This window comes from Flavobacterium sp. AED, assembly GCF_000812945.1.
GTDB lineage: Bacteria > Bacteroidota > Bacteroidia > Flavobacteriales > Flavobacteriaceae > Flavobacterium.
Genome location: NZ_JSYM01000001.1, coordinates 1,366,814 through 1,393,390 on the forward strand (window position 1 = coordinate 1,366,814; position 26,577 = coordinate 1,393,390).

Genomic DNA, 26,577 nt, shown 5'->3' on the forward strand with positions numbered 1-26,577 from the left:
AATATAATAATTATTTAGATTTATTCTAAATAAAAAAATATAAAAAAGTCACAAAAAAAGTCGGTAAGTAATCCTGAGATTATTTTACCAACTTGTATGTAAAGTATTTTTTAAGAAAAAAATCTATTTGTTACTCACCCTTTTCATGTTCGTCAATATCCTTTTGTAAGTCCAGTTTTCTGAATGAAGGGGAAAATATTCCTGTCCCAAGCACGATCAAAAGTGTCATACTTCCACCAAAAACAACTGCAGTTACTGTTCCCATTAATTTTGCTGTCAATCCACTTTCAAAAGCACCCAATTCATTGGAAGAACCCACAAAGATAGAATTCACTGCCGAAACGCGGCCACGCATATGATCTGGCGTTTTCAATTGTAAAATAGTTTGGCGTATCACTACCGAAATTCCATCTACAGCACCACTTAAAAACAAAGCGAATACTGATAATGCGAAAATAGTGGAAAGTCCAAAAACAATAATACAAAGTCCAAAGGCAAAAATGGCGGACAAAAGCTTCAATCCCGCATTTTTATTCATAGGTACGTAAGCAGAAACAATCAGTGTTAAAAAAGAACCAACTGCTGGAGCAGCTCTTAAAACACCAAAACCTTCGGGACCCACTTTTAAAATATCTTGGGCAAAAATAGGCAACAAGGATACTGCTCCACCAAAAAGAACGGCCACCATATCCAGTGATAAAGCTCCCAAAACGGTTTTGTTATTGAAAACAAATTTCACGCCTTCTTTCAAGCTTTCCATAATTGGTTCCCCAATTTTTGGATTCAAAATAGGCTTAGCGGCTATTTGGGATAAAGCGATTAATGAAAAAACGGAACACGCAAAAACGGAACACATCGACCAATGAACCCCAATCAAGGTAATAGAAAAACCAGCTACTGCAGGTCCTAAAACAGAACCAATTTGCCAAACCGAACTACTCCATGTAGCAGCGTTTGGATATACTTTTTTAGGGACAATCAACGACAAAAGTGAAAATATGGTTGGTCCAAGAAATGAACGTACAATTCCCCCTAGAAAAACCAGAAAATAAATACCGTACAAAATAAATTTTGTAGAATACCCGCTTACAACTGGCGGCCACGTTAACAAAAACAATCCAAAACTAATTACTGAAAATCCTAAAATACACTTAAAAAGAAGTCCTTTCTTTTCGTTTTGATCGACTATATGTCCAGCAAACAATGCCATGGCAATAGCAGGAATTACCTCCATCAATCCAATGATTCCTAATGAAAGCGGATTTTTAGTCAAACTGTATACTTGCCATTCAATAACAATAAACTGCATGGACCAGGCAAAAACCATGGCAAAACGCAATAATAAAAACGTATTAAATTCTTTATAACGCAAGGCTGCGTAGGGATCGTGTTTCTTTTTCATTTTGTTAACCTAATTATTTAATATCTCTTAATCGTAATTGTAAACTGACATTTCCTTTCCATTCGTTTTCATCAATAGAATAAACCATTTCAAAAGGCTGTCCGTTTTTAGTAGTTTCTAATTTTTTGCCTAAGCCAAAGCCTATCGCAGCAATGCCTTCGGAATTATTTTGTTTTACAAACAGTTTTAAATGTTCGTCTTCTTGTCCCATTGGTTTTCCGTAACCAGTATCTTTTACATTTTTGGTCAGGAAAACGGGTGTCATATTTTGCGGTCCAAAAGGCTCAAATTGTTTTAAAATCCGAGTCAGTTTTGGAGTAATATCAGCAAAATTAATTTCGGCGTCAACGGAGATTTCAGGAGTCAGCATATCAGGATGAATGGTTTTTTCAACTTCTTTTTCGAATGCATCTTTGAAAAGTTGGTAGTTTTCTTCCTTTAAAGTCATTCCGGCAGCATACATATGGCCTCCAAATTGCTCCAAATGTTCCGCGCAGGCTTCCAATGCATTATAAACATCAAATCCTTTTACAGAGCGGGCTGAAGCTGCGTATTTATCGCCACTTTTGGTAAAAACCAAGGTTGGACGATAGTAGGTTTCTATTAATCGGGAAGCTACAATTCCAATAACTCCTTTGTGCCAATCCTCTTGAAAAACTACGGAGGTAAAACGCTCTTTTTCCTGATTGTCTTCAATTTGCGAAAGCGCTTCTTTAGTGATTTGTTTGTCTAATTCTTTCCTGTCGGAATTGTATTTTTCAATTTCAGAAGCGAATAGTTGCGCTTGTTCAAAATCAAATTCGGTCAATAATTCCACCGCGTGATTGCCGTGTTTGATGCGTCCGGCAGCATTAATCCTTGGCGCGATGATAAAAACAACATCGGTAATATCTAAGGTTTGTTTTTTTACTTGGTGAATCAAAGCTTTGATTCCTGGTCTTGGTTCAGTGTTGATGACTTGCAATCCAAAATAAGCCAACACTCTATTTTCCCCGGTCATGGGAACAATGTCAGCCGCAATGGCTGCCGCAACCAAATCCAAATAGGGGAATAAGTCTTCGATGGTTTCCTCACGGTTTTGGCCTAAAGCCTGAATCAATTTGAAACCAATGCCGCAACCGCATAATTCGTCATACGGATAGTTACAATCATCGCGTTTGGGGTCGAGAACCGCAATGGCTTCGGGTAAAAATTGACCGGGTCTGTGGTGATCACAAATGATAAAATCAATGTTTCGCTCTTTGGCGTAAGCCACATGATCGATAGATTTTATACCACAATCCAAAGCAATGATGAGCGAAAATCCATTATCATCAGCAAAGTCAATTCCTTTAAAAGATATTCCGTACCCTTCATCATAACGATCCGGAATGTAAGTGGCAACGTTAGGATAATAGGTTCTTAAATACGAAGAAACGAGCGAAACAGCTGTTGTTCCATCAACATCATAATCTCCAAAAACAAGAATGTTTTCCTGATTTTCAATTGCGTTTTCAATTCGTTCCACTGCTTTTTCCATATCCTTCATCAAGTATGGATCGTGTAAATCATCTAAACTGGGACGGAAAAATCGTTTGGCATCTTCAAAAGTTTCAATGCCACGTTGCACTAATAAGGTTGCCACGAAATCTTCCACATTCAAAGCTTGAGCAAGATGTTTCACAGTATCTTCGGAAGGTTTCGATTTAATGGTCCAACGCATGTTGATTTGAGATTATAAGATTTTCAGTAAGGATTTTGTCAAGTCGAACGCAGTCGAGACACATCAATTGGTCTCGACTGCGCTCGATCAGAAACCGAATAGTAACTTTTATTTTTTATTTTGAAACTAAAGCTTCGCCTTCAAACTGAATTCCGTTCCATCCAGTTTTCATAAAGTTGCGAATGTTTTGATGATCCGTTCCTGCTGGGTTTTTCAAAACGTCGTCATAATAGTATGCTCCAAAACAGGATAATGTCTCTGCTTCGGTTAAGTTTTGTAATTGGGAAAAAGCAAATAATTTGCAAGAACCGGAATTTTCTCCTGCGGCATTGATTTGAGAACCGTTCTGAAAGGTAGTTGGAGTAAAAGTATAGTTTTCTTCAATAGTTGCAATCGTTTCTGTAAATGCAATTGCTTCTGGAGTTTGTTTTAGTTTTTCTAAAAAAGATGCTAGGCTCATATTTATATTATTCTTCTGATGAAAATTTTGATTTTTTAGGGTCTTTGGTAATTGTTTTTCCACTTACCACAACGACAATTTCGCCTCTTGGTGCTATTTTTTCAAAATGGGCTACGACTTCTTTGACTGTTCCACGAATGTTTTCTTCGTGCATTTTTGATAATTCCCGTGAAACCGATATTTGTCGGTCTTCGCCAAAATAGGTAATGAATTCCGCTAAAGTTTTTACTAATTTATGCGGAGAAACATATAAAATCATTGTGCGCGTTTCTTCTGCCAAAGCTAAATAGCGAGTTTGACGTCCTTTTTTGTCAGGTAAAAATCCTTCGAAAACAAACTTATCATTGGGTAAACCGCTATTTACTAATGCCGGAACGAAAGCCGTTGCACCAGGCAAACATTCTACATCAATTCCATTTTCGACACAAGCGCGGGTTAATAAAAAGCCAGGATCAGAAATAGCAGGCGTTCCTGCATCCGAAATCAAGGCGATATTTTCTCCGGCTTTCAATCTCGAAATTAAATTTTCGATGGTTTTGTGTTCGTTGTGCATATGATGGCTGTACATGTGCGTGCCAATTTCAAAATGCTTCAACAATTTTCCGCTGGTTCGCGTGTCTTCGGCGAGAATCAAATCGACTTCTTTAAGAATCCGAATCGCTCGAAAAGTCATGTCTTCGAGATTGCCAATAGGCGTGGGAACGATATATAATTTTGACATAAATTAAAAAATTAAACGCATCCCGAATTTTCGAGATAAGAAGTAAAACGGAATGGATTTTAAAACTTAAGATCCATTCCGTTTTTATTATTTTGTTTTTGTTGAAAGGAACACTCAGAACAATTCAAACGGGATTACAAGAATTTTTTCTCGATAATGTCCATAAAACGTTCCTCGTAATCTTGTTTCCCTTCCCAGTTATTGTAATCTGGTTTTACCATTTCCTGAATAAAATCTCTGGTTTCATAGAATGTATCAAACGTGATTAATTGATTTAAAACACGGTTGTAGTCCTCACTGCTGTTGCCAAAAAGGTGTTTTGTAAATGCAATGCGATCATTCAAGTCGATATTGATATTTTTTGCTAATTTTTCATTTAAGGAAGCTGTTTTTGGTTCCACCGGTTCCGGTTTTACTTCTTCGATGGTGTCCAATTGTTTTTCTTCAAAATCAATAGCAATGGCAGTAGGAATGTTTTCAAGCGGATGTACTTTTACAAACTGAGCATCGCTGTAATTGCCGCCTAATAAATCTTCGAAAGAAATTTGGACTGCTTCCATTTTCTTTGGCGTTTCAATTTCTGCTGCTTTTTCTTCTTCAACTTCCTCTTCTTCTGATAATTCGAAAGCGGGTAGGAATGGAGCTGTTTCCGGTGCTGTTATTTCTTCTTCAATTGCGTCTTCCTCTTCTGCTACTATTTCTTCTTCAATAGTAGGCTCTTTCTCAGTAACTATTTCTTCTTTTTCCTCTAAAGGCGTTTCGATTGTTTCCTCAAAAATTATTTCTTCGGCCGCTACAGGGGTTTCTTCGTTTTGTTCTGCTGGTATTTCAACAATTTTGTTTGCTATCGTTTCTTCGATAGCTGTTTTCGTTTCAGGTTGAGCAGTTTCCTTTTGGTCAAAAACTTCCTCAATTTTTTGCTCTATTTCAGCAATTCCAATAGTTGGTTTTGCATCACTAAAATGCTCGTCTACAAATCGCAAGACAGAAAGTTTTTCATACAGTTTCTGTGTTTCCAGATATAATTGATTGATATCAGATTTATTTTTTAGTTGTAATATTCTGTGTGCAATGCTGATTAAATCGGCTTCCAATTTTTTTTTCATAACTTAGAAATTATAGTGTGTTAGGCGGGTCTTTTTCAATAAATTCCTTCCTGAGTTTTATTTAGCCTTAGGAAGAAGTAACCTTTAATAAAAATGTCATACTTTTGAAACGACGTAAAAGTATAAAATTTTTAAGTCGGTTTTATCCGTTACAAAGTAATAAAAACTATTCATTTTTTAAGTCAGAAAAATACAAAATGTTTCTCGAAAATACAGTAAATCATAAAGAACAATTTGGTTGGATTGAAGTCATTTGTGGCTCCATGTTTTCGGGTAAAACCGAAGAACTCATCCGTCGTCTGAAAAGAGCGCAATTTGCCAAACAAAAAGTGGAGATTTTCAAACCAGAAATTGATACACGCTATCATGATGATATGGTAGTTTCGCATGACGCTAATGAAATCCGTTCCACGCCCGTTCCTGCTGCTGCAAATATTGCTATTTTGGCGCAAGGCTGTGATGTGGTGGGAATTGACGAAGCGCAGTTTTTTGATGACGAAATCGTTAAAATTTGTAACGATTTGGCAAACCAAGGAATCCGTGTCATTGTTGCCGGATTGGATATGGATTTCAAGGGAAATCCTTTTGGTCCGATGCCCGCATTGATGGCAACAGCCGAATATGTCACCAAAGTGCACGCCGTATGCACCCGCACCGGAAATCTGGCGAATTATAGTTTTAGAAAAACTGATAATGACAAACTCGTTATGTTAGGCGAAACCGAAGAATACGAACCGTTGAGCCGTGCCGCGTATTATCACGCGATGAGGAAAGATCAGGAGAAGTAAAATAAATCCTCTCCCCAACCCTCTCCAAAGGAGAGGGAGCCAGAACTGGATTGAAATATAAAGTTTTGAAAAAGACAAACCCTTTCAAAGTTTAGAACTTTGAAAGGGTTTGTCTTTTTATAGAAACATTGTTTTTTGGATTGCTTTAAAGAAAAACTGCACAATAAATATATAATCATTAATGTTTTATTTATCAACACTAAATCTTAAATCGTTAATCAGGAATCTAAAATCAACAATCTTACATTTTCTTTCTCATTCTCGCCACAGGAATATCGAGTTGTTCCCTGTATTTAGCAATCGTTCTTCTCGCAATTGGATAGCCTTTTTCCTTAAGGATTTCGGCTAATTGATCGTCTGGCAGTGGTTTTTTCTTGTCTTCTTCCTCAATTGTATTCTGTAGGATTTTCTTGATTTCGAGTGTAGAAACATCTTCCCCTTGATCGTTTTTCATAGATTCCGAAAAGAATTCTTTTATCAGTTTAGTACCATAAGGTGTTTCCACATATTTGCTGTTGGCCACACGTGAAACAGTCGAAATATCAAGACCTACCATGTCAGCAATGTCTTTTAGAATCATCGGTTTCAACTTGGTTTCATCACCATCAAGGAAATATTCTTCCTGATAATGCATAATGGCGTTCATGGTTACAAAAAGCGTTTCTTGGCGTTGTCTTATCGCATCGATAAACCATTTAGCCGAATCCAGTTTTTGTTTAATAAACTGTACCGCATCTTTTTGCTGCGCTGATTTATCGCGGGAATCCTTATAGGTTTGCATCATTTCCTGATAATCTTTGGAAACGTGCAGGGAAGGAGCATTTCGTCCGTTTAAGGTCAGTTCCAGTTCACCGTCTACAATTCGGATAGCAAAATCAGGAACTACATTTTCAGTAACTTTATTATTTCCGGTAAAAGAACCACCTGGTTTTGGATTCAGTTTTTCTATTTCGTGAATGGCTTTTTTAAGTTGCTCATTCGAAACATTGTATTTTTGAATTAATTTATCGTAATGTTTTTTGGTAAAGGCATCAAACTGATTTTCGATGATATCAGTGGCTAATTCCACGTATTCTGTTGGTGTTTTATGTTTCAATTGCAACAACAAACATTCTTGTAAATCACGCGCTCCCACGCCCGAAGGCTCTAGTTCATGAATGACCTGTAACATTTTCTCCACCATTTTCTCATCGGTATAAATTCCTTGGGTAAATGCCATATCGTCCACCATATCAGGAACACTACGACGGATATAACCCATATCATCAATACTTCCTACGAGGAATTCGGCAATTTCACGCTCTTCATCATTCAAGATGAACGTATTCAACTGATTGATTAAATCCTGGTGAAAACTTACAGGAGCCGCAAAAGGCGTTTCGCGATCATCATCATCGTCACTGTAATTGTTGGCTTGTGTTTTATAATCTGGTGTTTCGTCGTTACTTAAATATTCGTCTATATTAATGTCTTCGGCATCAATTCGCTCCGATTCGGCATCATCATAATCATCATAATCTTCGTTGTCGAACTCGTCTTTCTCGTAATCTTCTTCTTCTTTTCCAGTTTCCAGTGCTGGATTTTCGTTCATTTCTTCTAATAAACGTTGTTCGAAAGCTTGCGTAGGCAATTGAATTAACTTCATCAACTGAATTTGTTGAGGAGATAATTTTTGTGATAATTTTAAATTTAAGAATTGCTTTAGCATTAAGTTTAATCGTTTATTTGTTTAATCGGTTATTCGGGATGATCGGTTAAACAAATAAACGATTAACCGAATAAACTTTTTTAGAATTCTGCATTCATTGGCGTTCTTGGAAAAGGAATTACGTCACGAATATTCGTCATTCCTGTTACAAACAATACCAAACGTTCAAATCCAAGCCCAAAACCAGAGTGAACCGCTGAACCAAATCTTCGTGTATCAAGATACCACCATAATTCTTTTTCATCAATTCCTAAGGCTTTCATTTTTTCTACTAAAACATCAAAACGTTCTTCTCTTTGTGAGCCACCCACAATTTCTCCAATTCCAGGGAAAAGGATATCCATGGCGCGAACTGTTTTTCCGTCTTCGTTCAAACGCATGTAAAATGCTTTGATATTTGCCGGGTAATCAAACAAGATTACCGGACATTTAAAGTGTTTTTCCACCAAATAACGCTCGTGCTCACTTTGTAAATCAGCACCCCATTCGTTAATGATATAGTTGAATTTTTTCTTTTTATTTGGTGTACAATCTCTTAAAATATCAATTGCTTCCGTGTAAGAAACGCGTTTGAAATTGTTTTCCAAAACAAAGTTTAGTTTGTCAAGTAAAGCCATTTCGCTTCTCTCTGCAACTGGTTTAGATTTTTCCTCATCCAATAATCTTCCTTCCAGGAATTTCAAATCTTCCGGACATTTGTCCATCGCATATTTGATTACATACTGAATAAAATCTTCAGCCAAATCCATGTTGTCATTCAAATCATTGAAAGCCACTTCTGGCTCAATCATCCAAAATTCCGCAAGGTGACGCGAAGTATTTGAGTTTTCGGCTCTAAAGGTTGGTCCAAAAGTATAAATCTGACCCAAAGCCATTGCAAAAGTCTCTCCTTCCAGTTGTCCCGAAACCGTAAGGTTCGTTTCTTTTCCGAAGAAATCTTCTTTATAATTCACTTTTCCGTCTTCGGTTCTTGGCGTTCCGTCAAATGACAAAGCGGTAACTTTGAACATTTCACCGGCACCTTCAGCATCCGATCCCGTGATGATTGGCGTATTTACATACACAAAACCTTTCTCCTGAAAATAACTATGAACCGCATACGATAATACGGAACGCACTCTCATAATTGCACCAAAGATATTAGTACGAACTCTTAAATGCGCATTTTCACGCAAGAAATCCAAGCTCGGTTTATTTTTAGGTTGTATCGGGAATTTCTCCGCATCCGAATCTCCAAGGATTTCCAGTTTTGCAACCTGAATTTCAAATTGTTGTCCCGCACCTTTACTTTCTACCAAAGTTCCGGTAACTGAAATCGCTGCACCAGTCGTAATTCTCTTTAAAGTCTCATCGGGAGTATTCTCAAAATCGACAACACATTGTATATTATTGATAGTTGAACCATCGTTCAACGCGATAAATTGATTGTTTCTAAAAGTTCTTACCCATCCTTTTGCATTCACTTCATGAAGCGTCGTGGTACTTTTTAGTAAGTCTTTAATTTTTGTATGTCTCATTTTAAGTATATAATTGAGATTGAAAATTGTCTTGTAATCGAACTGCAAATATAAATGATTTGTTTTAAAAGTCATTGCGAGAAATAGGGTAATCGGGAGCTATTTCCCGCTATCCGCTATATCTTTTACTTTTTAAAGAAAAAAGTAAAAGGATGCCGCTATTATCGGGGCTAAACGAATGGAGAGATTTGGAGTTTTATGAATGTTTTTTCGGAATATCCTGCACCGTTTTTTTAAGCTTCCAGCCTTTTGAAGGCTGGAAGCTTAAAAAAAGATATAGCGAATAGCGGGAAACAGCTCCAAATAAAAAAAACTAATTCACTAACTCGACCTCTATAAGGTCTTCTTTTTTGGCTTTTTTCTTTTCAAAAGTTAATACCAATGCCGGTAGAACCAATAAGTTAGCAAACATGGCAAATAATAACGTACAAGAAATCAAACCACCAAGTGCAATGGTACCGCTAAAGCTGGAAAGCGTGAAAGTCGCAAATCCAAGAATCAATACCACCGAAGTATAAAACGTACTAATTCCCGTTTCTCTCAACGCACTGAATACTGATTTTTTTACTTTTCCGTTGTTTTGTAGTAAATCGTGACGGTATTTTGCCATAAACTGAATCGCATTATCCACCGAAATCCCAAAAGCAATACTGAAAACCAATATCGTCGATGGTTTCAGCGGAATACCAAAATAACCCATCAATCCGGAAGTGATGCAAAGCGGTAAAACATTAGTGATTACGGATGCCATTACCATTTTCCCTGATCTGAATAAATAGGCCATTAATAGTGCTATCAAGAAAATAGCGAAAATCAAGGATTCGATAAGGTTGTCAATTAAGTAAGAAGTTCCTTTTTGGAAAACTAATGCTTTTCCGGTAAGTGTCACTTCGTAACGCTCTTTTGGGAAAACTTTGTCTATTTTTTGTCGCAACTGATGTTCCACTCTTGCCATTTCTTCGGTTCCAATGTCTTTCATGAAAGTGGTGATTCTGGCATATTGTCCAGTGGAATCCACATAACTTTTCATCAAGTTTTCTTTGGTTTTTTTAGTGGCATTTTTGGCATACGAAAGGATAAATGCCTGTTCTTGCGAAGTAGGTAATTCATAGTATTCTGGATTGCCGTTGTAATACGCTTGCTTGGAGTATTTAACCAAATTTACAATAGAAATAGGTTTTGATAATTCTGGAATGGTAGCAATGGTTTCTTGCAACTCGTCCATTTTTTTCATCGTGGACAATTTCATAACCCCTTTTTTGCGTTTGGTGTTAATCATGATTTCCAATGGCATAACGCCGTTGAATTCCTTTTCGAAGAAAACAATATCTTTAAAGAAAGAAGCACTTTTTGGCATTTCGCCAATTAAACTTCCCGAAACTTTCATCTGTGAAACCCCAATTACGCTAAATAGAAGTAGTAAAGCGTAGATGATATAAATTGTTTTTCGTTTGTATTTTACAATGTTCTCCACCCAATCCAACAAGGTTGAAATGTAGGTTTTGCTCAAGTGATACAAGTGTTTTTCCTTTGGTAAAGGCATAAAACTGTAAAAAATTGGCACAACAACCAGCGTCAACAGATATACGGAGATAACGTTGATGGAAGTCACTAATCCAAATTCAAAAAGTAAGTCGTTACCCGTAATCATAAAGGTGGCAAAACCGGCAGCTGTTGTTAAATTCGTCATCAGCGTAGAAACACCAATTTTGGAAATTACGCGTTGTAAGGCTTTGGCTTGATTATTATGCAATTTTATTTCCTGCTGGTATTTATTAATCAGGAAAATACAGTTTGTAATTCCAATAACAATAATCAATGGCGGAATAATGGCCGTTAAAATCGTGATTTTGTAATGGAATAATCCCAATGTTCCAAAAGACCACATCACTCCAAAAAGCAAAATACAAATGGATATAAATGTCGCTCTAAACGAACGGAAGAATAAAAAGAAAATTAATGAAGTAATAAACAATGCCGCTCCAATGAAAAGACCAATTTCGCCTTTCATGTTTTCGGCATTTATCGTTCGGATGTAGGGCATTCCCGAAACGCGAAGGTCAATTCCGGTTGTTTTTTCGAATTTCTCGATTTTTGGAACCAGATTCTCAATAATAAAAGTCTTTCTTCCTGCAGTATTTACGATTTTCTTGTTTAAATAAACCGCTGAACGAATACTCCCCGATTGTTTATTGAATAATAATCCTTCGTAAAAAGGGAGATTATTAAAGAGCTCGTTTTTTATTTTCTGTAAATATCCTGGGTTTACAGTTTGAGTTTGGTCGATAAGCGGCACCAATTCAAATTTTTCTTCTGCTTCGTTTTTTTGTAATTTTTTTAAATCATTCAAAGAAACAACCAGTTCCACTTCTTTGGAGTTTTTTAAACCTGTCATTAATTCATTCCAAGCAGCAAAAGCTTTTGGGGTGAAAAAGGTTTTGTCTTTGAAGCCTATAACAATCAAATTGCCTTCTTCACCAAACTTGTTTAAAAAATCTTCGTATTGTTGATTTACAATGTGTTTTTTAGGAAGTAAATTGGCTTCGGTATACGTCATGCCAAGGTTTTTCCATTGCAATGCCAGAAAAACGGTTAGGGCAAGAATAACTCCTAGTATTACAATTCTATTTTTAAGTACAATCCGGGCGATTAATTCCCAAAATCCTACTGTTATTTTCTTTTTCATAGCTGATTTAAAAATGCATGCAAATGTAATGAAAACCGTTATAAATCATAAAGTTTAAAGCAAACTTTTTGTATTTCGGCTAGGATGATTCTTTGTTTTTTATTTTACATTAAGATAATTTATGAGATATAAATTATATATTTGGTTTTCTCATCTTTGCTTTTTTAGAGATAAGAAAGTCCATTTAAAAATAAATATGAAAAATTACAAAAATGCATTATTTTATTTCGGTGTAACCGGTGGTTTCACTGCTTTAATGTACTGGATTATTAAAAAAGGCAAGCATTTAGAAGTAAGTAAAAAAGTCACCATTGCTACAATTGAAAATGGTTCTTGGAATGATTTCATAGCTTCAATGCAACATAGTTTTCAAGATCCCTTGGCAATACTTTTAGCTCAAATTATAACGATAATACTTGTTGCCCGTTTTTTTGGATGGGTTTTTAAAAAAATTGGACAACCCTCAGTAATAGGCGAGATTATTGCCGGTATTGTTTTAGGGCCCTCTTTATTAGGCCTGTATTTTCCTGAATTTTCGGCCGCATTGTTTCCGGTGGAATCGTTAGGAAATTTAAAATTTTTAAGCCAAATAGGATTGATACTTTTCATGTTCGTAATAGGTATGGAACTCGATTTGAAAGTATTAAAAAATAAAGCCAATGAAGCCGTAGTAATTAGTCACGCCAGTATTGTGATTCCTTTTACCCTCGGTATTGGATTGGCTTATTTTGTTTACAATAGATTTGCTCCCGAAGGCGTAAAATTTCTTTCCTTTAGTTTGTTCATGGGAATTGCCATGAGTATAACCGCTTTCCCAGTTTTGGCAAGAATCGTTCAGGAACGAGGAATTCATAAAACTAAATTGGGTGCCATAGTTATCACTTGCGCAGCTGCCGATGATATTACTGCCTGGTGTATTCTGGCGGTGGTAATTGCAATTGTAAAGGCGGGAACTTTTGTTAGTTCGTTATATATTATTTCGTTGGCATTAATTTATGTTCTATTGATGATTTTTATTGTAAAGCCTTTTTTGAAAAGAATTGGTGATTTATATGGAACTAAGGATAGTATTATAAAACCTGTTGTAGCCATCTTTTTTTTGGTGCTTATACTTTCCTCGTATGCTACTGAAGTGATTGGTATTCATGCACTTTTTGGTGCTTTTATGGCAGGAGCTATTATGCCTGATGTTCCAAAATTCAGATCTATATTTATTGAAAAAGTCGAGGATGTAGCCTTGATACTTTTATTGCCTTTATTTTTTGTTTTTACTGGTTTAAAAACGGAGATTGGACTTATCAATGATCCTTATTTATGGAAAGTAACTGGATTTATCATTCTGGTTGCAGTAGTCGGGAAGTTTTTAGGAAGTGCTTTGGCTGCTAAATTTGTAGGTCAGAGTTGGCGTGATAGTTTAACTATTGGTGCCTTGATGAATACCAGAGGATTGATGGAGTTAATCGTGTTGAACATCGGATTAGAACTTAAAGTGTTGACTCCCGAAGTTTTTACGATGATGGTTATCATGGCGTTGGTTACTACTTTTATGACTGGACCTGCTTTAGATTTAATCAATTACATCTTTAAAACGAAAGACAATCTTGACAACGAAGAAGTTGGAAATAATAAATTCCGAATATTAATTTCGTTTGGAAATAACGAAAAAGGAAAGTCACTTTTACGATTGGCCAACAGTTTAATAAAGAAAACAAAAGAAACATCCACTATTACAGTAATGCATTTGTCTTTGAGTGATGAAATGCACCAATTTAATATGGAGGATAAGGAGAAAAATAGCTTTATTCCAATTGTTGAAGAATCTAAACTATTAAAACAGGAAATCACCACTATTTTTAAAGCGACGATTGACATTGAAACGGATATTGCTGATATTGCTAATCAAGGAGATTACGATTTGTTACTTATAGGTTTAGGAAAATCAATTTTTGAAGGAACCATTCTTGGAAAAGTAATTGGTTTCACGACAAGAATAATCAATCCGGACCGATTGATTGACAAGTTTACCGGTAAAGAAGGATTGTTTGAAAATTCTCCTTTTGATGAAAGAACCAGGCAAATTATTTCTAAAACCAAGATGCCTATCGGGATTTTGATAGATAAAGATTTGCAAAATGTGGACGAGGTTTTTCTTCCTATTTTTTGTCAGGAAGATTCATTTTTGTTGGATTACGCCCAAAAATTAATTTACAATAACAATTCCAAAATAGTGATTTTGGATGTAAATGGACACATCGACTCTAATTTTGTAATCAAAAGTGCCATAAATTCTTTGGAACTAAAATATCCTAAAAACATCACTTTGATGAGAGATAAGATTCTTAAAGAGGAGTTTTTGTCTAAGGAAGACTTAATGGTAATTAGTCACGAAAATTGGAAAACGCTTGTCGATTCAAGAAGTGTGTGGCTGAGAGGAGTTCCATCTGTTTTGATTTTAAAACATTAAAAATGAACTGGATTTTATTGATTATCGGCGGTCTTTTTGAAGTGGGTTTTGCGACTTGTTTAGGCAAAGCCAAAGAAAGTTCAGGTGTTACCGCTACAATATGGTTGGTAGGTTTTTTAATTTGTTTGACCATTAGTATGGTGTTACTTTATAAAGCCACACAAACATTACCTATAGGAACTGCTTATGCGGTTTGGACGGGAATAGGAGCCGTGGGAACAGTTTTGGTAGGGATTTTTGTTTTTAAAGAACCAGCTGATTTCTGGAGGGTTTTCTTTATCACTACTTTAATAGCTTCGATTATTGGGTTGAAATTCGTGTCGAGCCATTAAAATCATGAAAATACAAAGAGTAATAGCAGTTTACCAAAAAAATGGTGAGGCTTTAATTGAAGAAATAATTATAAGCCTAACTACTGAGTTTCTAATTGAATTGTTTCAGATTGATATTGAAGGCGATCCAAATGTTTATTTATGTTATTTTGTAAATGAATCTCATTTCTTGAAATTAAAAAATTTAATTCCTGTATTGTCAAAATATGATTTAAATGAAGTTGAAATGTATGTTGAATGCTTTCAAATTAATTAAAGTCCCAAATTAAGTACATAATTTATTTTTACAGCGATATTGTCTTCAAATTTAGGAAGTTGATTGGGACCGTATCTGTAAAATCCACTTAGTCCCAGTCCTTTAAAAATTTGATTGAGTTCTATTCCGGATTCAAAAAAACCGTTATTTAAAGTTTTGTAATCGACACCAACATGTTGTTCCGGTTTTTTCATATTTCCCCAAGCCATTCTGGATACAAGAACTAAGGAAGGTTTTATTTTTTTGAATATAGTAACGCGACTAAAGCTATGTTTGAATTGAAAAAAAGCAAATTCACTGGAGAAAAATTCGTTAAAATACATGGTTTCAAAACTGTTTTTCCCTGCAAAAGTAATTCTTTGAATTATTGTTTCTTTATTTAAATTATTAGGGGATGTATTGTACAAATGGGTCAGAGGAATGTCACCAAAAGCATATCCCGCTTCAAAAAGCAAACTCGTTTTTTGACCGTTTAAATACTTTTTTTCATATTCTGTTTTGAAGTCAATTTTACTGAAGACAAAATCATTTTGCCAAATTTTAGGTAATGATTGCGTGTACTGAAAAGTAAATTTTGGAAAACGTTTTTCTACTTCAATTCTTCCCGTTGGTGTTTGCATATAATCACTAAAAGGATTCCATCGTAAGGATACCATCGCTGTTGTCATGGTGTAATTAGAATATAATTTCCCATTCAGATTATACAGATAGTTAAATTTGGGTTCCACAACAGAATGTGAAAGTTCCCATATACTTTCTGTTTTAGGGATGATTTTAGTTTCTATAAATGTTTTCCAACTCACATACTTGTAAAATGTACTAATGTTTATAGGCCTTGGATCATAGAGTTTAAAAATTCGTTTATCTATCGCATAGGAAGTACTGGCAATTTCCCGAACATCATCAGTGTAGGAAGCACCAATCCAAGAATTGGAGAATTTCCCCACCCGAGTAGCCATTCCTAGGTTATACTTGAAATTGCCATCCTTTGTCCCATAAGCGGAATAGCCTTCAATTCTATATATTTTTGAAAAATCCTCGTTTGTGACACCGCCTATTCCCAGTCGGAAGCCTTCGTAGTTATTATAACTGAATAATTTTCGTAAATCCAAATCAAATTTCCCTATCGGCAAATATCCATTGATGATTTTTCTGCCAAAACGGATGCGGCTTTCTATTCTTTTTTTTATAGAAATGCTATCAAGCGCTAAATAGGTATTATGGCTTCGGCTGTCTAAACTGTCTTTTCTGTAGGTATTCCAAAAACTTTCGGGTTTGTTAATGGCATCATCTTTAATCTCTATATAAATGGATGCTTTTTTAATTTCTATTGGAGTATTGTAATGAATATCAAAATTGTTGCTTTGTGATAACAAGTAGGTGTAATCCGAAGCTTCTTTTTTTCTTGTTTTAAAATCTTTTTCGACATCACCGTCAAATTGAATGGTTCCACCCAGAATTTTTAGGTCATCATCATTTTTGCCTTTTACTATTTTAAAAGTTTTATCAGATGGAAACCATAAATTCTCACTAGGAATGTATTTGAAATTATGCGTTCCGCTAATGTCAAGCACTCCTTTTATGCGCATGATAGCTTTGGCGACAGCAAAATTATTTTGATCAATATATAATACTCCTTCTAATCCCGATGCTTTCCTTTTTTTTCTATTTTTAAAATAAATCATATAGGTATTCCTGCCATCTATTGTTAAAGAGTCGAGTAGTTTATAGTTGTAATCCTTTAAAGCATCGTTAGCAATTGGGCTATTGTATTTGGTTTCAAAAAGTTCATAACTCGAATCATAAATAGAGAAAGACTGCAAATTAAAAGCAAGAATTTCATAAATAGGTTGTTTGAAGCCAGCCATTTTAGTGCCTAAAATAGTTTCCTTTAATTTTGAATTATGGAATTGATATTGCGACACTTTTTCGGTTTGGAACAAGTGTTGTTTTCGGATAATTTCTTTAAACTTATAATCGGAGGAATCAATTTTAGAGAATTGTTGTCCAATAGATTTTTGGATAAAAACAGAATCGATTCTTCCGTCAATGGAGTCAGGATTTGCAGTTACAATTAATTTATTGTAGGATTTAAACTCAAAACTGCTCAGTTTTCTCTGGGGATTATTGTTGTTTTTGTTTTCAATTACTTTCCTAATAATTGCCAAACCCGGATTCTCTTTTGGCACAAGAACTTCATTCAGATCATTAGTTTTTTGGGAAAGAACTACGATATAATAGTTTTTGTTTTTTTGAATAGGAACAGTAGTTTTGATGAAACCAATATAAGAAACATCAAAAGTTGATATGGGAATTAGAGATAGGACGCTAAATTTTCCATCAACATCGGAGATGGTATTTATGCTATTATTTGTAATAATGGTTGCAAAAGGGAGTGGTTCATTCGTTGAAGAATCTTTTACAATTCCATTTGCCTGAAATTGTGCCTGAAGCGAAATCGTAAATAAAAAGAACAACAAACAAAATTGCTTCATAAATACATTTTATTACAAAACGGGTACAATCTCATTTTGTTATGGCAAAAATAAGAATAAAAAAATCCGTCTCGTAATTTTGTCGGGACGGATTTTTAATATTGATTGATTTGAAACTTAAACTTTCATTATTTCAGCTTCTTTTAGAACGAGAAGTTCGTCTATTTTTCTGATGTAACTATTGGTTAAGTTTTGAACTTCTTCTTCGGCACTTTTACAAATGTCTTCGGATGTTCCTTCTTTTTCTAGTTTTTTAATATCAGTATTGGCATCTTTTCTTGCATTTCTAATACCTACTTTAGCGTCTTCAGCTTCTACTTTAGCTTGTTTAGCAAGATCACGTCTTCTTTCTTCAGTTAATGCTGGAACACTTATGATAATTACATCCCCATTATTCATTGGGTTGAAACCAATGTTTGCTACCATAATTGCTTTTTCAATTACCTGAAGCATGTTTTTTTCAAAAGGCTGTAAAGTAATCGTTCTTGCATCAGGAACACTGATTTTAGATACTTGTGAAAGCGGAGTTGCTGATCCATAATAATCTACAAAAACACTTCCTAGCATTGCTGGAGATGCTTTTCCGGCACGAATATTTAAAAATTCTTTTTCTAAATGCGCAATAGAACCTGTCATAGATTCTTTAGTACTATCTAATATAAATTCAATTTCTTCTGTCATAATTTAGATCTTTAGTTTTTTAGACTTTTGGACTTCTTAGATTTATTAAGCTTTTAGATTTTTAGTTCCACTAATCATCTAGTCTATCTAACAATCTAAGTAGTCTAATAATCTAAGTAGTCTATTATATATTTACTACTGTTCCTATGTTTTCTCCGTCGCAAATTTTCAATAGATTCCCTATTTTATTCATGTCGAAAACTACAATAGGTAATTTATTTTCTTGGCTTAATGTGAATGCTGTTGTATCCATTACATTCAATCCTTTTTTAAGGACATCTTCAAATGAGATGAAGTCAAATTTCACGGCAGATGCATTTTTCTCTGGATCACAATCATATACACCATCAACGCGAGTTCCTTTCAGGATTACATCAGCATCAATTTCTACACCACGTAAAACGGCAGCTGTATCTGTTGTAAAATAAGGATTTCCTGTTCCAGCGCCAAAAATTACAATTCTTCCTTTTTCTAGGTGACGAACGGCTCTTCTTTTTATATAAGGTTCAGCGATTGATTCCATTTTTAAAGCGGTTTGTAAACGAGTTTTCATCCCTTTGTCCTCTAATGCGCCTTGCAAAGCCATTCCGTTAATAACGGTAGCCAGCATTCCCATATAATCACCCTGCACTCTATCCATTCCTGCACTTGCTCCGGCAACTCCTCTAAAGATATTTCCACCACCTATTACAATGGCTATTTCTACTCCTTTTTCATGAATTTGCTTGATTTCGTCAGCATATTCAGCTAATCTTTTTGGGTCAATTCCATATTGTAAGTCGCCCATTAAAGCTTCACCACTTAGTTTTAGAAGAATTCTTTTGTATTTCATTTTTGTGTTGAGTTGATTGGTGCAAATATAGACATATTCTGTTTTTTAAAAAAAGTGTTATTTAAAATTTATAAATTAAGTTTTCCGTAGGATTTTTTTGCGGCTTCATAGCCAATATTGAAAATCGCATCCATTTTAATCTTATTGGTTTCAAAAGTACTATAGAGGCACAAATCCTTTGGCTCAATAACCCAATCGCAAACATTGAATTTATGCATATTTGAATTTGCCGAAAGGATATCAAAAGCGCGAGTAGTTACGGCTTTTATGGAATTCAAGTCTTTCGCTTCAATTTTTTGGATAGGACTTACATAAACACCAATGACGGTATCACATTGTCCTTGTAAAATATCTGTGGGAAAATGATTTAATATGCCACCATCACTATATAATTTTCCTTTGATTTCGTAAGGTGACAAAATCCCGGGAAATGCTGATGAAGCTAAAATAGCATCAATAATGGTTATTTCAGGACCAAATATTTTTAGTCTTCCTCTAACCATATCAGTCGCTGTAATATGGATTGGAATCTTGAGGTCCTCTAGTAAGGCATCCTTAAAAATAGCTTGAAAATAACTTTTGAAAGATTCCGAATCAATTATACCTGCTTTTGTGAAGGTAAAATGTTTCCAATGGAAAAGATAGATAGACTTAAAAAACTCCAGGATTTCGTCCGGTGTTTTCCCCCAGGCATACAAGGCACCAACAATTGAGCCTGCGCTTGTTCCTGCAATACGAGAAGGAAAGATGTTTTTCTCTTCCAAGAATTTAATTGCACCAGCATGCGCTATGCCTTTAGAGCCTCCGCCAGAAAGTACCAGTCCTATCGATTTTGTTTTTAAATCCATATTTACTATTTGTTATAAAATTACTCTTTTTGTACAACTGAAACTGATATAAGTCATATTTAAAACCCAATTTTATGGTAACTTTGTGTGAATAAAGATTTTATCATGAAAACAACAGTAGCTAAAGCGTTATTTCACAGTCATTCGTATTCTGAGTATAGAAAACTAGTTTCTGATTTATTATTTGATGGAAAGTCAACAGGAAATGAACAATCCGAAAATTTGACACAGTATAGTTCTTTGAATGAAACCCGTATGGATCGTTTGGATAAAACGATGAAAATTCCAGATGAAAATATTTTAAAAATAAAAAATTTAAAAAGAGAATACGTCTGGCTGGTTATTTCCGAAGGCTGGTGTGGAGATGCAGCGCAGATACTGCCTATTTTAAACCAAATGACAATTGCTTCAGAGGATAAAATAGAAATGAAAATTGTTTTGCGTGATGAAAATGAAGAGTTGATGAAGCTGTTTTTGACCAATAAAAAGAAAGCAATTCCCAAGCTGATTGTAATTGACAGAGAAACAGGAAGTGTACTTGACAGTTGGGGACCCAGACCAAAAGAGGCGACAGATTTGATTAACGATTATAAAAATAAATTTGGAATCATTGATGAAAAAGTCAAAACAGAATTACAATTATGGTATTTAAAAGATAAAGGGTTAAGTACGCAACAGGAAGTGATTAATCTGATGCAGAATCTTTAAATACAAAAAGACGCACAGTTATTAACTTCTTTGTGTTAATAATTAAGTATGTTTTTTTGTTGTTTATTTTTTTTTATTAAAAATAAATCGTAACTTAGTGAATGCCAACCAGGTCTATTATTTAATTTACAATTTACTTTTTTTATTGGTGTTTAAATATTGTTTCAATTAAAAAAACATCGTTATGAAAAAGCTATTTGAAAGGTTTTATGATTATTTATCGTGCTTACTATTTGGGGGTAAAAACGTAACGCATTATTAAAACCGATGGCGCAGCCAAGTAAACAAAAAAAGTATGGATTAAAACTACTTTAATTTTTAGAAAAAACACATCGCAAGTTCCTTTTTTGAATTTGTCATGTGTTTTTGCTTTTTTGATTACAATCGTGGAGCTAAACTTTGTTCAAATGCTTCAGCATCTATTCCATCAGTTACATTATAATTGCCAATTTTTGTTCGGCGTAAAGCGGTTAAATGTGAACCTGAATTCATGGCTTTTCCAAAATCAAAAGCCAGCGAACGAATGTAAGTCCCTTTGCTGCAAACTACTCTAAAATCGATTTCAGGAAGCGCGATTCTAGTAATTTCAAATTCGTGGATAGTTGTTTTTCTCGTTGCAATTTCTACTGTTTCTCCTGCTCTGGCATGCTCGTACAAGCGAACACCATCTTTTTTTATAGCAGAGTAAATGGGTGGTTTTTGGTCTATTTCACCTAGAAATTGTTTTACGGTTTCCTGAATTAAAGCATCGTCAATATGTTCAGTTGGAAATGTTTGGTCAATTTCGGTTTCTAAATCATAGGAAGGTGTAGTAGCGCCAATATAAAAAGTTCCAGTATATTCTTTGGCTTGACCCTGAAGTTCTGTAATTCTTTTGGTAAATTTTCCCGTGCACACTAAAAGTAATCCGGTCGCCAAAGGATCTAAAGTTCCGGCATGTCCAATCTTGAATTTTTTTGGAAGCCCTAGTTTAGTAATCAAAGCCCATTTCAATTTGTTCACTGCCTGAAAGGAAGTCCAATGCAAAGGTTTGTCAATGAGTATGATTTGTCCTTCTAAAAAATCTTCGGTTGTCATTAAATAATGGTCAAGGGATGAATGAAAAAGTGGATTATCAATAATAGGATTCCAGCTATAATTCTGTAATAACCAAATAGTTTAAATCCTTTTCTGCTTAAAAAACCAATGAATGATTTTATGGCTAAAAGTGCCACAATAAATGCCACCACATTACCAATAATAAGAAAGTTAATTTGATCGTGAGTCAATACATATCCGTCTTTATAATAATCATAACATTTTTTTGCAGTTGCGCCCAACATAGTGGGAACGGCAAGAAAAAAGGAGAATTCTGCTGCGGTAGTTCTGGATAATTTCTGAGACATTCCGCCTACAATACTGGCACCACTTCGGGAAACACCAGGAATCATGGCAAGGCATTGGAACAATCCAATTTTAAACGCTTGAATATAGGTGATTTCTTTACTGACTGGAAAGCCAACTTCTGGAACAGCAAACCAATCATCTACTTTTAATAAAATAATTCCTCCTATCAAAAGAGAAACGGCAACAGTAACAGGGCTTTCTAGCAAAGCATCTATTTTTTTGCTAAAAAGCAATCCAAAAACTACTGCTGGAATAAAAGCTACCAATAATTTGAAATAAAAATCAAAGGATTGAAAGAATCGTTTAAAATATAAAACTACAACTGAAAGAATAGCTCCCAATTGAATGACAATCGTAAAAAGTTTTGTAAAATCATCATGTGCAATTCCAAAAAAAGAAGATGCAATAATCATATGTCCAGTTGAAGAAACAGGTAAAAATTCAGTAATCCCTTCAATAATGGCAAGAATAATAGCTTGTAATGTATTCATTTATGCTTTTTTTGGATTTTTAAGAATAGCATAAACAGTGATTCCAAAACCGATTAAAACAGTTGTTGGAGCCAAACGAATTCTTCTGAAATCAAATATTGCTTCGCTAAATACTTTTGGATCATTACTTCCACCACCTGACATTAGAATAAATCCTAAAGCAATTACTCCAATCCCAATCAATAGAATTTTATAATTTATTTTGTCAAAAAGAAATTCTTGTTTTTGTTCTTCGTTTTTCATTTATGCTGAATTTATTTCAGCATCTAAAAATGCTGAATTATAAGGCTTTTTTTAAAATCCTAAAATTGATGTTGTTTTAATCTCTTATCTGTAAACTGAAACCTGCTCTGAAATCTAGTAAAGATCGTCTGTCCTTAAGTTCAAAAAGCGTTGTGTTGCGAAATAAGTGCTTAGCCAAGTGATCAAAATACCAATACCCAAAACGCCTAATAAGACCAAGCCAACCAGCAATTTGTCGTCAAGAATACCAAGGTCAGGAAAATTAGTTTGAACGTAAATTAAAACACCAATTAGCGCTAAAATCGCTAAACCAGCACCAATCATTCCCAGTTTTATGCTTCGCATGACAAATGGTTTTCTGATAAAGGCTTTGGTAGCACCAACCATTTGCATGGTTTTGATGATAAATCGATTCGAATGAATCGATAAACGTAAAGAGCTGTTAATTAATAAAACAGCGATAACAGTAAAAAATCCGCTGATTATTAAAATCCACATACTCACTTTTTTGATATTGTCATTTACCAGATTCACTAATTGTTTGTCATAAACAATATCCGAAATCATAGCATTTTTGCGTAAGCGATTTTCAATTTTTGCAATACTGTCCTTGATTACATAATCTGCTTTTAAGTGAATGTCGTAGGAGTTTTGCAAAGGGTTTTCACCAAGGAATTCCATAAAATCCTCACCTATAATATCAGTATGTTGTTTAGCTGCAGCTTCTTTAGTGACGTAAACGTATGATTTTGCAAAAGGAGCAGTTTTTAATTCGGTTCCAAAAGCTTTCAAAATGCTATCATTAGCATCGTTTTTGAAAAACACCGTCATGGCAATTTTTTCCTTGAAATCATCGGCCAGTTTTTTAGAATTTATAATGAAAAATCCTAACATTCCTAATAGGAATAACACTAAGAATACACTTAGTACAACCGAAAAATAAGAGGAAATTAACCTGCGTTTTTGAAATTTATCAAAGGAAGAACTCATAGTTTACTTAAATTATGGGGTAAAAATAATAAAGAATTTCTTTATTTAAAGTTAATAACGCTCAAAGTTTTAACTTTCGTACAATAAACGTAAATTTCAAAAGCAAACCAATCTTTTAAAGACTCTTTTTTTAGATTTTACCAATATTCCAAGTCAATGATAAATAATACAATGCTCCAATTGACGGTCCGCCCAATATAGAGTAATACGTTTTGTTGAGAAAATTAGTCCCTCCCAGTTTAGCCGTTACACCTGGTTTTTTAAAATTATAATTTACTTGTGCATCCATAGACCAATAGGCGGGTACTTCGCCACTAACAAGGAAAGAAACATAATCATATTTATTTTGATAGCGATAGGTAAGGCTTGCTCCAAGATTTCTCCATAAATTCTCTGTTAGGACTGTTCCATTCACAATGAATTTAGGCGTGTTAAAACCATCTTCCAGCCCATCTTTGTCATCTGTTCGGTCTAATTTTGTATAAGTTACGTTTCCTAAAAATGAAAATACATCGCTGTATTTGTATTTCAATCCTAAACTGCCTCCGTAATTGTAAATCTTACTTTTAGAATTGGTCCATAAACGATAACGACTTTGCGTAGCTTTAGAATAAAGGGCTGTTGGTATAAGTGCTGCATCCGCTGTGTTAGGAATGCTTGCTTCAACTTGTGCGATAAAATTCTCATAGGAGTTGTAATAAAAATCGGCATCAATAAACAAACGCTGATCTAGGGTAACTCCTCTAAATCCAAATTCGAACGAACGAACAAATTCGGGTTGTAAATAGGTATACGGATTTTTCTGGATGATGCCCTTGTTTTTATCAATTGCCGCTGCCTGTGTGAGTCCCAGAGTATTAATGTCGCTAGTTACCTGTGCTTGGAATTTATCGATAGATGCTTTTGTGTACGAATTTTCGAAAATCCCGTTAGACATGATGCGTAATCCACCCACGCGTTTTACACCGCCGCTGTTTGCATTAGAGAATCCTTCGAAAATACTCGGGAATCGATAACCGCTTTGGTAAGAGGCTCTAAAGTTAATTTTCTCTTTTGGAGAAAATACAGCAGTAAATCGGGGAGTAAATTTCAAATCGAAATAATCCGCTTTGTCTGCGCGAACGGTTGCACTCAGACGTAATTTTTTATCAAATAAATCGGTGCTTAACTGGGTAAATCCCCCTGTTTTTCCATAGGTTAGGTTTTTGCCATCATCAACTGGATTTATAAAGTAATTTCCATCGGGAACAATGATGTACGTTCTATAATCAAAACCACTTAAGAGTTGTGTGTCGATTTTTTTGAAAAAGTCAGCAAAAGCTTTATCCCAATTAAACAAACCTTCCGCATGCACTAAAGAAGATTTTACGCGCAAAGCCGCACCATAATCCCAATTATTGATGTTGGTTAATTCATCTTTCTTATTATTAAAAGCATCGGTTCCGGGAATAAATCTTCCTTGGTCAGAGGTTGCTCTAGCCATTCTATGGGCATCTGCAACGGTAGCTCCAGTGGTTATTGCATTTTTGTAAGCAGTTGTGTAATCCGAAAACCATTGGTCGTCTGATTTAAAAGCTCTGTCCATATTTTCAGCAAGAGAACGCATGTTATATGATTTTCCAGTATTTTCCTGAGTTAAATACGTTCGTATCTGAAAAATATCCGTATGATAATCAATCGCATATTGATGTAAGGTATAATCTTCTAATCTAAACCGATTCGAACGTTGGTAGACCGTATTAATTAAAGCACCTTTATAAGTTATGGCCAATTCCTGTCCTTTCTTTGGGCGGAAATAGAACCCAATATCACCTTTATAGTTTTGGATGTTGTAATCTGCAATGTCGGTTTCTCTATATCCCGTTCGGGAAACAACGTATTTTTTTCCATTTAAAGTTAATGTTTTTCTATTTGCCGATTCGTTTCCATAACCATTTACTTCATCAAAAGCAGGATTATCAGCTCCATATAAATTGGTTGAAGAATTTATATTTGGAGCCAAATCGGTTCTGTTGTCTGCAACCCAATCCGTTCCTCCAGTTGTGGAACCGTTTATTTTGAAAGCTATTTTGGAATTTATTGCTTTTGCATAACGGAAATTGGTCTGGTTATAAAGCTGTGGAGAGAAACGGTCTACATGGCCAACATGATTTACGCCTGTTAATTGCTGAAAGCTCAATCCTTCGTATTCAAAGGGGTTTTTGGTTTGAATATTCGCTAGTCCATTTATAGCATTCATTCCGTATAAAGCGGAAGCTGCTCCGGGAATTATTTCAATTTTATCGATGTCAAGGTCGTTTGCTCCAAGGGTATTTGCAATTGGCGCGCCCAGATGTGGTGCTTGGTTGTCTATGCCATCTACTAATTGGGCAAACCTCACATTGGTTGTGTTGGCAAATCCTCTCGTGTTTATGACTTTAAAACCTAAGGTGGGCGTAATAATTTGGACTCCTTTTAAGTTTTCGAGTGCATCAAAATTGGATGGAGAGCCCATGTTTTTTGCATCAGTCGATTTTAATTGCTCAATACTTATGGGGGAACGCAAAAATGTTTCTTGGGTGCGGGAAGCGGTAACGACTACTTCTTTCAGTATTTCTTTTTTGATGCTGTCTTGGCTTGTTTTTGAATTTTCTTTTTGAGACTGTACCAAGCTTTTTAAACTTAGCAGTATTATTAGGGTCAAATATAATTTTGATTTCATAAAAGGTAGTTTTTCAGTATGTTTAAAAAGGAATACTGATGATTAGGGTTTTTGGTTGTG

At 34.9% G+C, this 26,577-nt stretch carries 22 protein-coding genes; 5 read left to right on the forward strand and 17 right to left on the reverse strand.

Annotated elements, in window-relative coordinates; genetic code table 11:
• Positions 1 to 130: 130 nt before the first annotated feature.
• The 5 genes from OA85_RS06075 to OA85_RS06095 all read right to left on the reverse strand — a co-directional run bounded on the left by OA85_RS06075 (position 131) and on the right by OA85_RS06095 (position 5,391).
• Positions 131 to 1,402 (reverse strand): MFS transporter, encoded by a 1,272-nt coding sequence (locus OA85_RS06075; RefSeq protein WP_039108591.1) that lies wholly within the window; start codon positions 1,400 to 1,402, stop codon positions 131 to 133.
• A 13-nt stretch (positions 1,403 to 1,415) separates the two neighbouring features.
• Positions 1,416 to 3,104 carry a single-stranded-DNA-specific exonuclease RecJ gene (gene recJ, locus OA85_RS06080; protein WP_039108592.1) on the reverse strand — a complete coding sequence of 563 codons (1,689 nt, stop codon included), beginning with the start codon at positions 3,102 to 3,104 and terminating at the stop codon, positions 1,416 to 1,418.
• 115 nt (positions 3,105 to 3,219) lie between these two features.
• On the reverse strand, positions 3,220 to 3,564 hold the full coding sequence (locus tag OA85_RS06085) for a HopJ type III effector protein (RefSeq protein ID WP_039108594.1): 345 nt from the start codon (positions 3,562 to 3,564) through the stop codon (positions 3,220 to 3,222).
• A gap of 7 nt (positions 3,565 to 3,571) precedes the next feature.
• Positions 3,572 to 4,285: a 16S rRNA (cytidine(1402)-2'-O)-methyltransferase gene (rsmI, locus tag OA85_RS06090; protein WP_039108596.1), complete on the reverse strand. Its 714-nt coding sequence runs from the start codon at positions 4,283 to 4,285 to the stop codon at positions 3,572 to 3,574.
• A 134-nt stretch (positions 4,286 to 4,419) separates the two neighbouring features.
• A complete protein-coding gene (locus OA85_RS06095; protein WP_039108598.1) occupies positions 4,420 to 5,391 on the reverse strand; it encodes a hypothetical protein in 972 nt (323 codons plus the stop codon).
• A 197-nt stretch (positions 5,392 to 5,588) separates the two neighbouring features.
• Between OA85_RS06095 and OA85_RS06100 the strand changes: the two genes are divergently transcribed.
• The gene (locus tag OA85_RS06100) at positions 5,589 to 6,179 is read left to right on the forward strand and encodes a thymidine kinase (protein WP_039108599.1); all 591 of its coding nucleotides are present in this window, start codon (positions 5,589 to 5,591) and stop codon (positions 6,177 to 6,179) included.
• Positions 6,180 to 6,420: 241 nt separating this feature from the next.
• Here the strand turns inward: OA85_RS06100 and rpoN are convergent, their stop codons facing one another.
• The 3 genes from rpoN to OA85_RS06115 form a co-directional block, all read right to left on the reverse strand.
• On the reverse strand, positions 6,421 to 7,887 hold the full coding sequence (rpoN, locus tag OA85_RS06105; RefSeq protein ID WP_039108600.1) for an RNA polymerase factor sigma-54: 1,467 nt from the start codon (positions 7,885 to 7,887) through the stop codon (positions 6,421 to 6,423).
• 80 nt (positions 7,888 to 7,967) lie between these two features.
• A complete protein-coding gene (gene asnS / locus OA85_RS06110; RefSeq protein ID WP_039108601.1) occupies positions 7,968 to 9,404 on the reverse strand; it encodes an asparagine--tRNA ligase in 1,437 nt (478 codons plus the stop codon).
• A 313-nt stretch (positions 9,405 to 9,717) separates the two neighbouring features.
• Complete coding sequence (locus tag OA85_RS06115) at positions 9,718 to 12,090, reverse strand: RND family transporter (RefSeq protein WP_039108603.1); 2,373 nt, start codon at positions 12,088 to 12,090, stop codon at positions 9,718 to 9,720.
• Positions 12,091 to 12,286: 196 nt separating this feature from the next.
• Between OA85_RS06115 and OA85_RS06120 the strand changes: the two genes are divergently transcribed.
• Genes OA85_RS06120 through OA85_RS06130 form a run of 3 tightly spaced genes read left to right on the forward strand, consistent with a single transcriptional unit; the run spans position 12,287 to position 15,142 of the window.
• Positions 12,287 to 14,554, forward strand: a complete 2,268-nt coding sequence (locus tag OA85_RS06120) for a cation:proton antiporter (RefSeq protein WP_039108604.1) — start codon at positions 12,287 to 12,289, stop codon at positions 14,552 to 14,554.
• Positions 14,555 to 14,556: 2 nt separating this feature from the next.
• Entirely contained in the window at positions 14,557 to 14,886 is a 330-nt protein-coding gene (locus OA85_RS06125) for a multidrug efflux SMR transporter (RefSeq protein WP_039108605.1), read from the forward strand.
• Positions 14,887 to 14,890: 4 nt separating this feature from the next.
• Entirely contained in the window at positions 14,891 to 15,142 is a 252-nt protein-coding gene (locus OA85_RS06130) for a hypothetical protein (RefSeq protein ID WP_039108607.1), read from the forward strand.
• Here the strand turns inward: OA85_RS06130 and OA85_RS06135 are convergent.
• The 4 genes from OA85_RS06135 to OA85_RS06150 all read right to left on the reverse strand — a co-directional run bounded on the left by OA85_RS06135 (position 15,139) and on the right by OA85_RS06150 (position 19,998).
• Positions 15,139 to 17,637 carry a DUF5686 family protein gene (locus OA85_RS06135; protein ID WP_039108609.1) on the reverse strand — a complete coding sequence of 833 codons (2,499 nt, stop codon included), beginning with the start codon at positions 17,635 to 17,637 and terminating at the stop codon, positions 15,139 to 15,141. The genes OA85_RS06130 and OA85_RS06135 overlap by 4 nt on opposite strands.
• Before the next feature lie 117 nt (positions 17,638 to 17,754).
• Positions 17,755 to 18,318 carry a ribosome recycling factor gene (frr, locus tag OA85_RS06140; protein WP_039108610.1) on the reverse strand — a complete coding sequence of 188 codons (564 nt, stop codon included), beginning with the start codon at positions 18,316 to 18,318 and terminating at the stop codon, positions 17,755 to 17,757.
• A 124-nt stretch (positions 18,319 to 18,442) separates the two neighbouring features.
• Positions 18,443 to 19,150 (reverse strand): UMP kinase, encoded by a 708-nt coding sequence (gene pyrH / locus OA85_RS06145; RefSeq protein ID WP_039108611.1) that lies wholly within the window; start codon positions 19,148 to 19,150, stop codon positions 18,443 to 18,445.
• A 68-nt stretch (positions 19,151 to 19,218) separates the two neighbouring features.
• On the reverse strand, positions 19,219 to 19,998 hold the full coding sequence (locus tag OA85_RS06150; protein ID WP_039108612.1) for a patatin-like phospholipase family protein: 780 nt from the start codon (positions 19,996 to 19,998) through the stop codon (positions 19,219 to 19,221).
• A 105-nt stretch (positions 19,999 to 20,103) separates the two neighbouring features.
• Here OA85_RS06150 and OA85_RS06155 point away from each other — a divergent pair, with 105 nt between their 5' ends.
• Entirely contained in the window at positions 20,104 to 20,706 is a 603-nt protein-coding gene (locus OA85_RS06155; protein WP_039108613.1) for a thioredoxin family protein, read from the forward strand.
• A gap of 378 nt (positions 20,707 to 21,084) precedes the next feature.
• Here OA85_RS06155 and truB read toward each other — a convergent pair whose 3' ends face one another.
• The 5 genes from truB to OA85_RS06180 all read right to left on the reverse strand — a co-directional run bounded on the left by truB (position 21,085) and on the right by OA85_RS06180 (position 26,517).
• Entirely contained in the window at positions 21,085 to 21,783 is a 699-nt protein-coding gene (truB, locus tag OA85_RS06160; RefSeq protein WP_039108614.1) for a tRNA pseudouridine(55) synthase TruB, read from the reverse strand.
• Complete coding sequence (locus tag OA85_RS06165; protein ID WP_039108615.1) at positions 21,783 to 22,583, reverse strand: undecaprenyl-diphosphate phosphatase; 801 nt, start codon at positions 22,581 to 22,583, stop codon at positions 21,783 to 21,785. Before OA85_RS06165 ends, truB begins: the two co-directional genes overlap by 1 nt.
• Positions 22,584 to 22,826: a DUF3098 domain-containing protein gene (locus tag OA85_RS06170; protein ID WP_039108616.1), complete on the reverse strand. Its 243-nt coding sequence runs from the start codon at positions 22,824 to 22,826 to the stop codon at positions 22,584 to 22,586.
• Positions 22,827 to 22,940: 114 nt separating this feature from the next.
• Positions 22,941 to 23,816, reverse strand: coding sequence for an ABC transporter permease (locus OA85_RS06175; protein WP_039108617.1), 876 nt, complete (start codon positions 23,814 to 23,816; stop codon positions 22,941 to 22,943).
• A gap of 130 nt (positions 23,817 to 23,946) precedes the next feature.
• Positions 23,947 to 26,517 carry a TonB-dependent receptor gene (locus tag OA85_RS06180; RefSeq protein WP_039108618.1) on the reverse strand — a complete coding sequence of 857 codons (2,571 nt, stop codon included), beginning with the start codon at positions 26,515 to 26,517 and terminating at the stop codon, positions 23,947 to 23,949.
• Positions 26,518 to 26,577: the final 60 nt, after the last annotated feature.

Coding starts and splice junctions, on each gene's coding strand:
- OA85_RS06075 (WP_039108591.1), bottom strand. CDS start 1,402: ATGAAAAAGAAACACGATCCCTACGCAGCCTTGCGTTATAAAGAATTT.
- recJ (WP_039108592.1), bottom strand. CDS start 3,104: ATGCGTTGGACCATTAAATCGAAACCTTCCGAAGATACTGTGAAACAT.
- OA85_RS06085 (WP_039108594.1), bottom strand. CDS start 3,564: ATGAGCCTAGCATCTTTTTTAGAAAAACTAAAACAAACTCCAGAAGCA.
- rsmI (WP_039108596.1), bottom strand. CDS start 4,285: ATGTCAAAATTATATATCGTTCCCACGCCTATTGGCAATCTCGAAGAC.
- OA85_RS06095 (WP_039108598.1), bottom strand. CDS start 5,391: ATGAAAAAAAAATTGGAAGCCGATTTAATCAGCATTGCACACAGAATA.
- OA85_RS06100 (WP_039108599.1), top strand. CDS start 5,589: ATGTTTCTCGAAAATACAGTAAATCATAAAGAACAATTTGGTTGGATT.
- rpoN (WP_039108600.1), bottom strand. CDS start 7,887: ATGCTAAAGCAATTCTTAAATTTAAAATTATCACAAAAATTATCTCCT.
- asnS (WP_039108601.1), bottom strand. CDS start 9,404: ATGAGACATACAAAAATTAAAGACTTACTAAAAAGTACCACGACGCTT.
- OA85_RS06115 (WP_039108603.1), bottom strand. CDS start 12,090: ATGAAAAAGAAAATAACAGTAGGATTTTGGGAATTAATCGCCCGGATT.
- OA85_RS06120 (WP_039108604.1), top strand. CDS start 12,287: ATGAAAAATTACAAAAATGCATTATTTTATTTCGGTGTAACCGGTGGT.
- OA85_RS06125 (WP_039108605.1), top strand. CDS start 14,557: ATGAACTGGATTTTATTGATTATCGGCGGTCTTTTTGAAGTGGGTTTT.
- OA85_RS06130 (WP_039108607.1), top strand. CDS start 14,891: ATGAAAATACAAAGAGTAATAGCAGTTTACCAAAAAAATGGTGAGGCT.
- OA85_RS06135 (WP_039108609.1), bottom strand. CDS start 17,637: ATGAAGCAATTTTGTTTGTTGTTCTTTTTATTTACGATTTCGCTTCAG.
- frr (WP_039108610.1), bottom strand. CDS start 18,318: ATGACAGAAGAAATTGAATTTATATTAGATAGTACTAAAGAATCTATG.
- pyrH (WP_039108611.1), bottom strand. CDS start 19,150: ATGAAATACAAAAGAATTCTTCTAAAACTAAGTGGTGAAGCTTTAATG.
- OA85_RS06150 (WP_039108612.1), bottom strand. CDS start 19,998: ATGGATTTAAAAACAAAATCGATAGGACTGGTACTTTCTGGCGGAGGC.
- OA85_RS06155 (WP_039108613.1), top strand. CDS start 20,104: ATGAAAACAACAGTAGCTAAAGCGTTATTTCACAGTCATTCGTATTCT.
- truB (WP_039108614.1), bottom strand. CDS start 21,783: ATGACAACCGAAGATTTTTTAGAAGGACAAATCATACTCATTGACAAA.
- OA85_RS06165 (WP_039108615.1), bottom strand. CDS start 22,583: ATGAATACATTACAAGCTATTATTCTTGCCATTATTGAAGGGATTACT.
- OA85_RS06170 (WP_039108616.1), bottom strand. CDS start 22,826: ATGAAAAACGAAGAACAAAAACAAGAATTTCTTTTTGACAAAATAAAT.
- OA85_RS06175 (WP_039108617.1), bottom strand. CDS start 23,816: ATGAGTTCTTCCTTTGATAAATTTCAAAAACGCAGGTTAATTTCCTCT.
- OA85_RS06180 (WP_039108618.1), bottom strand. CDS start 26,517: ATGAAATCAAAATTATATTTGACCCTAATAATACTGCTAAGTTTAAAA.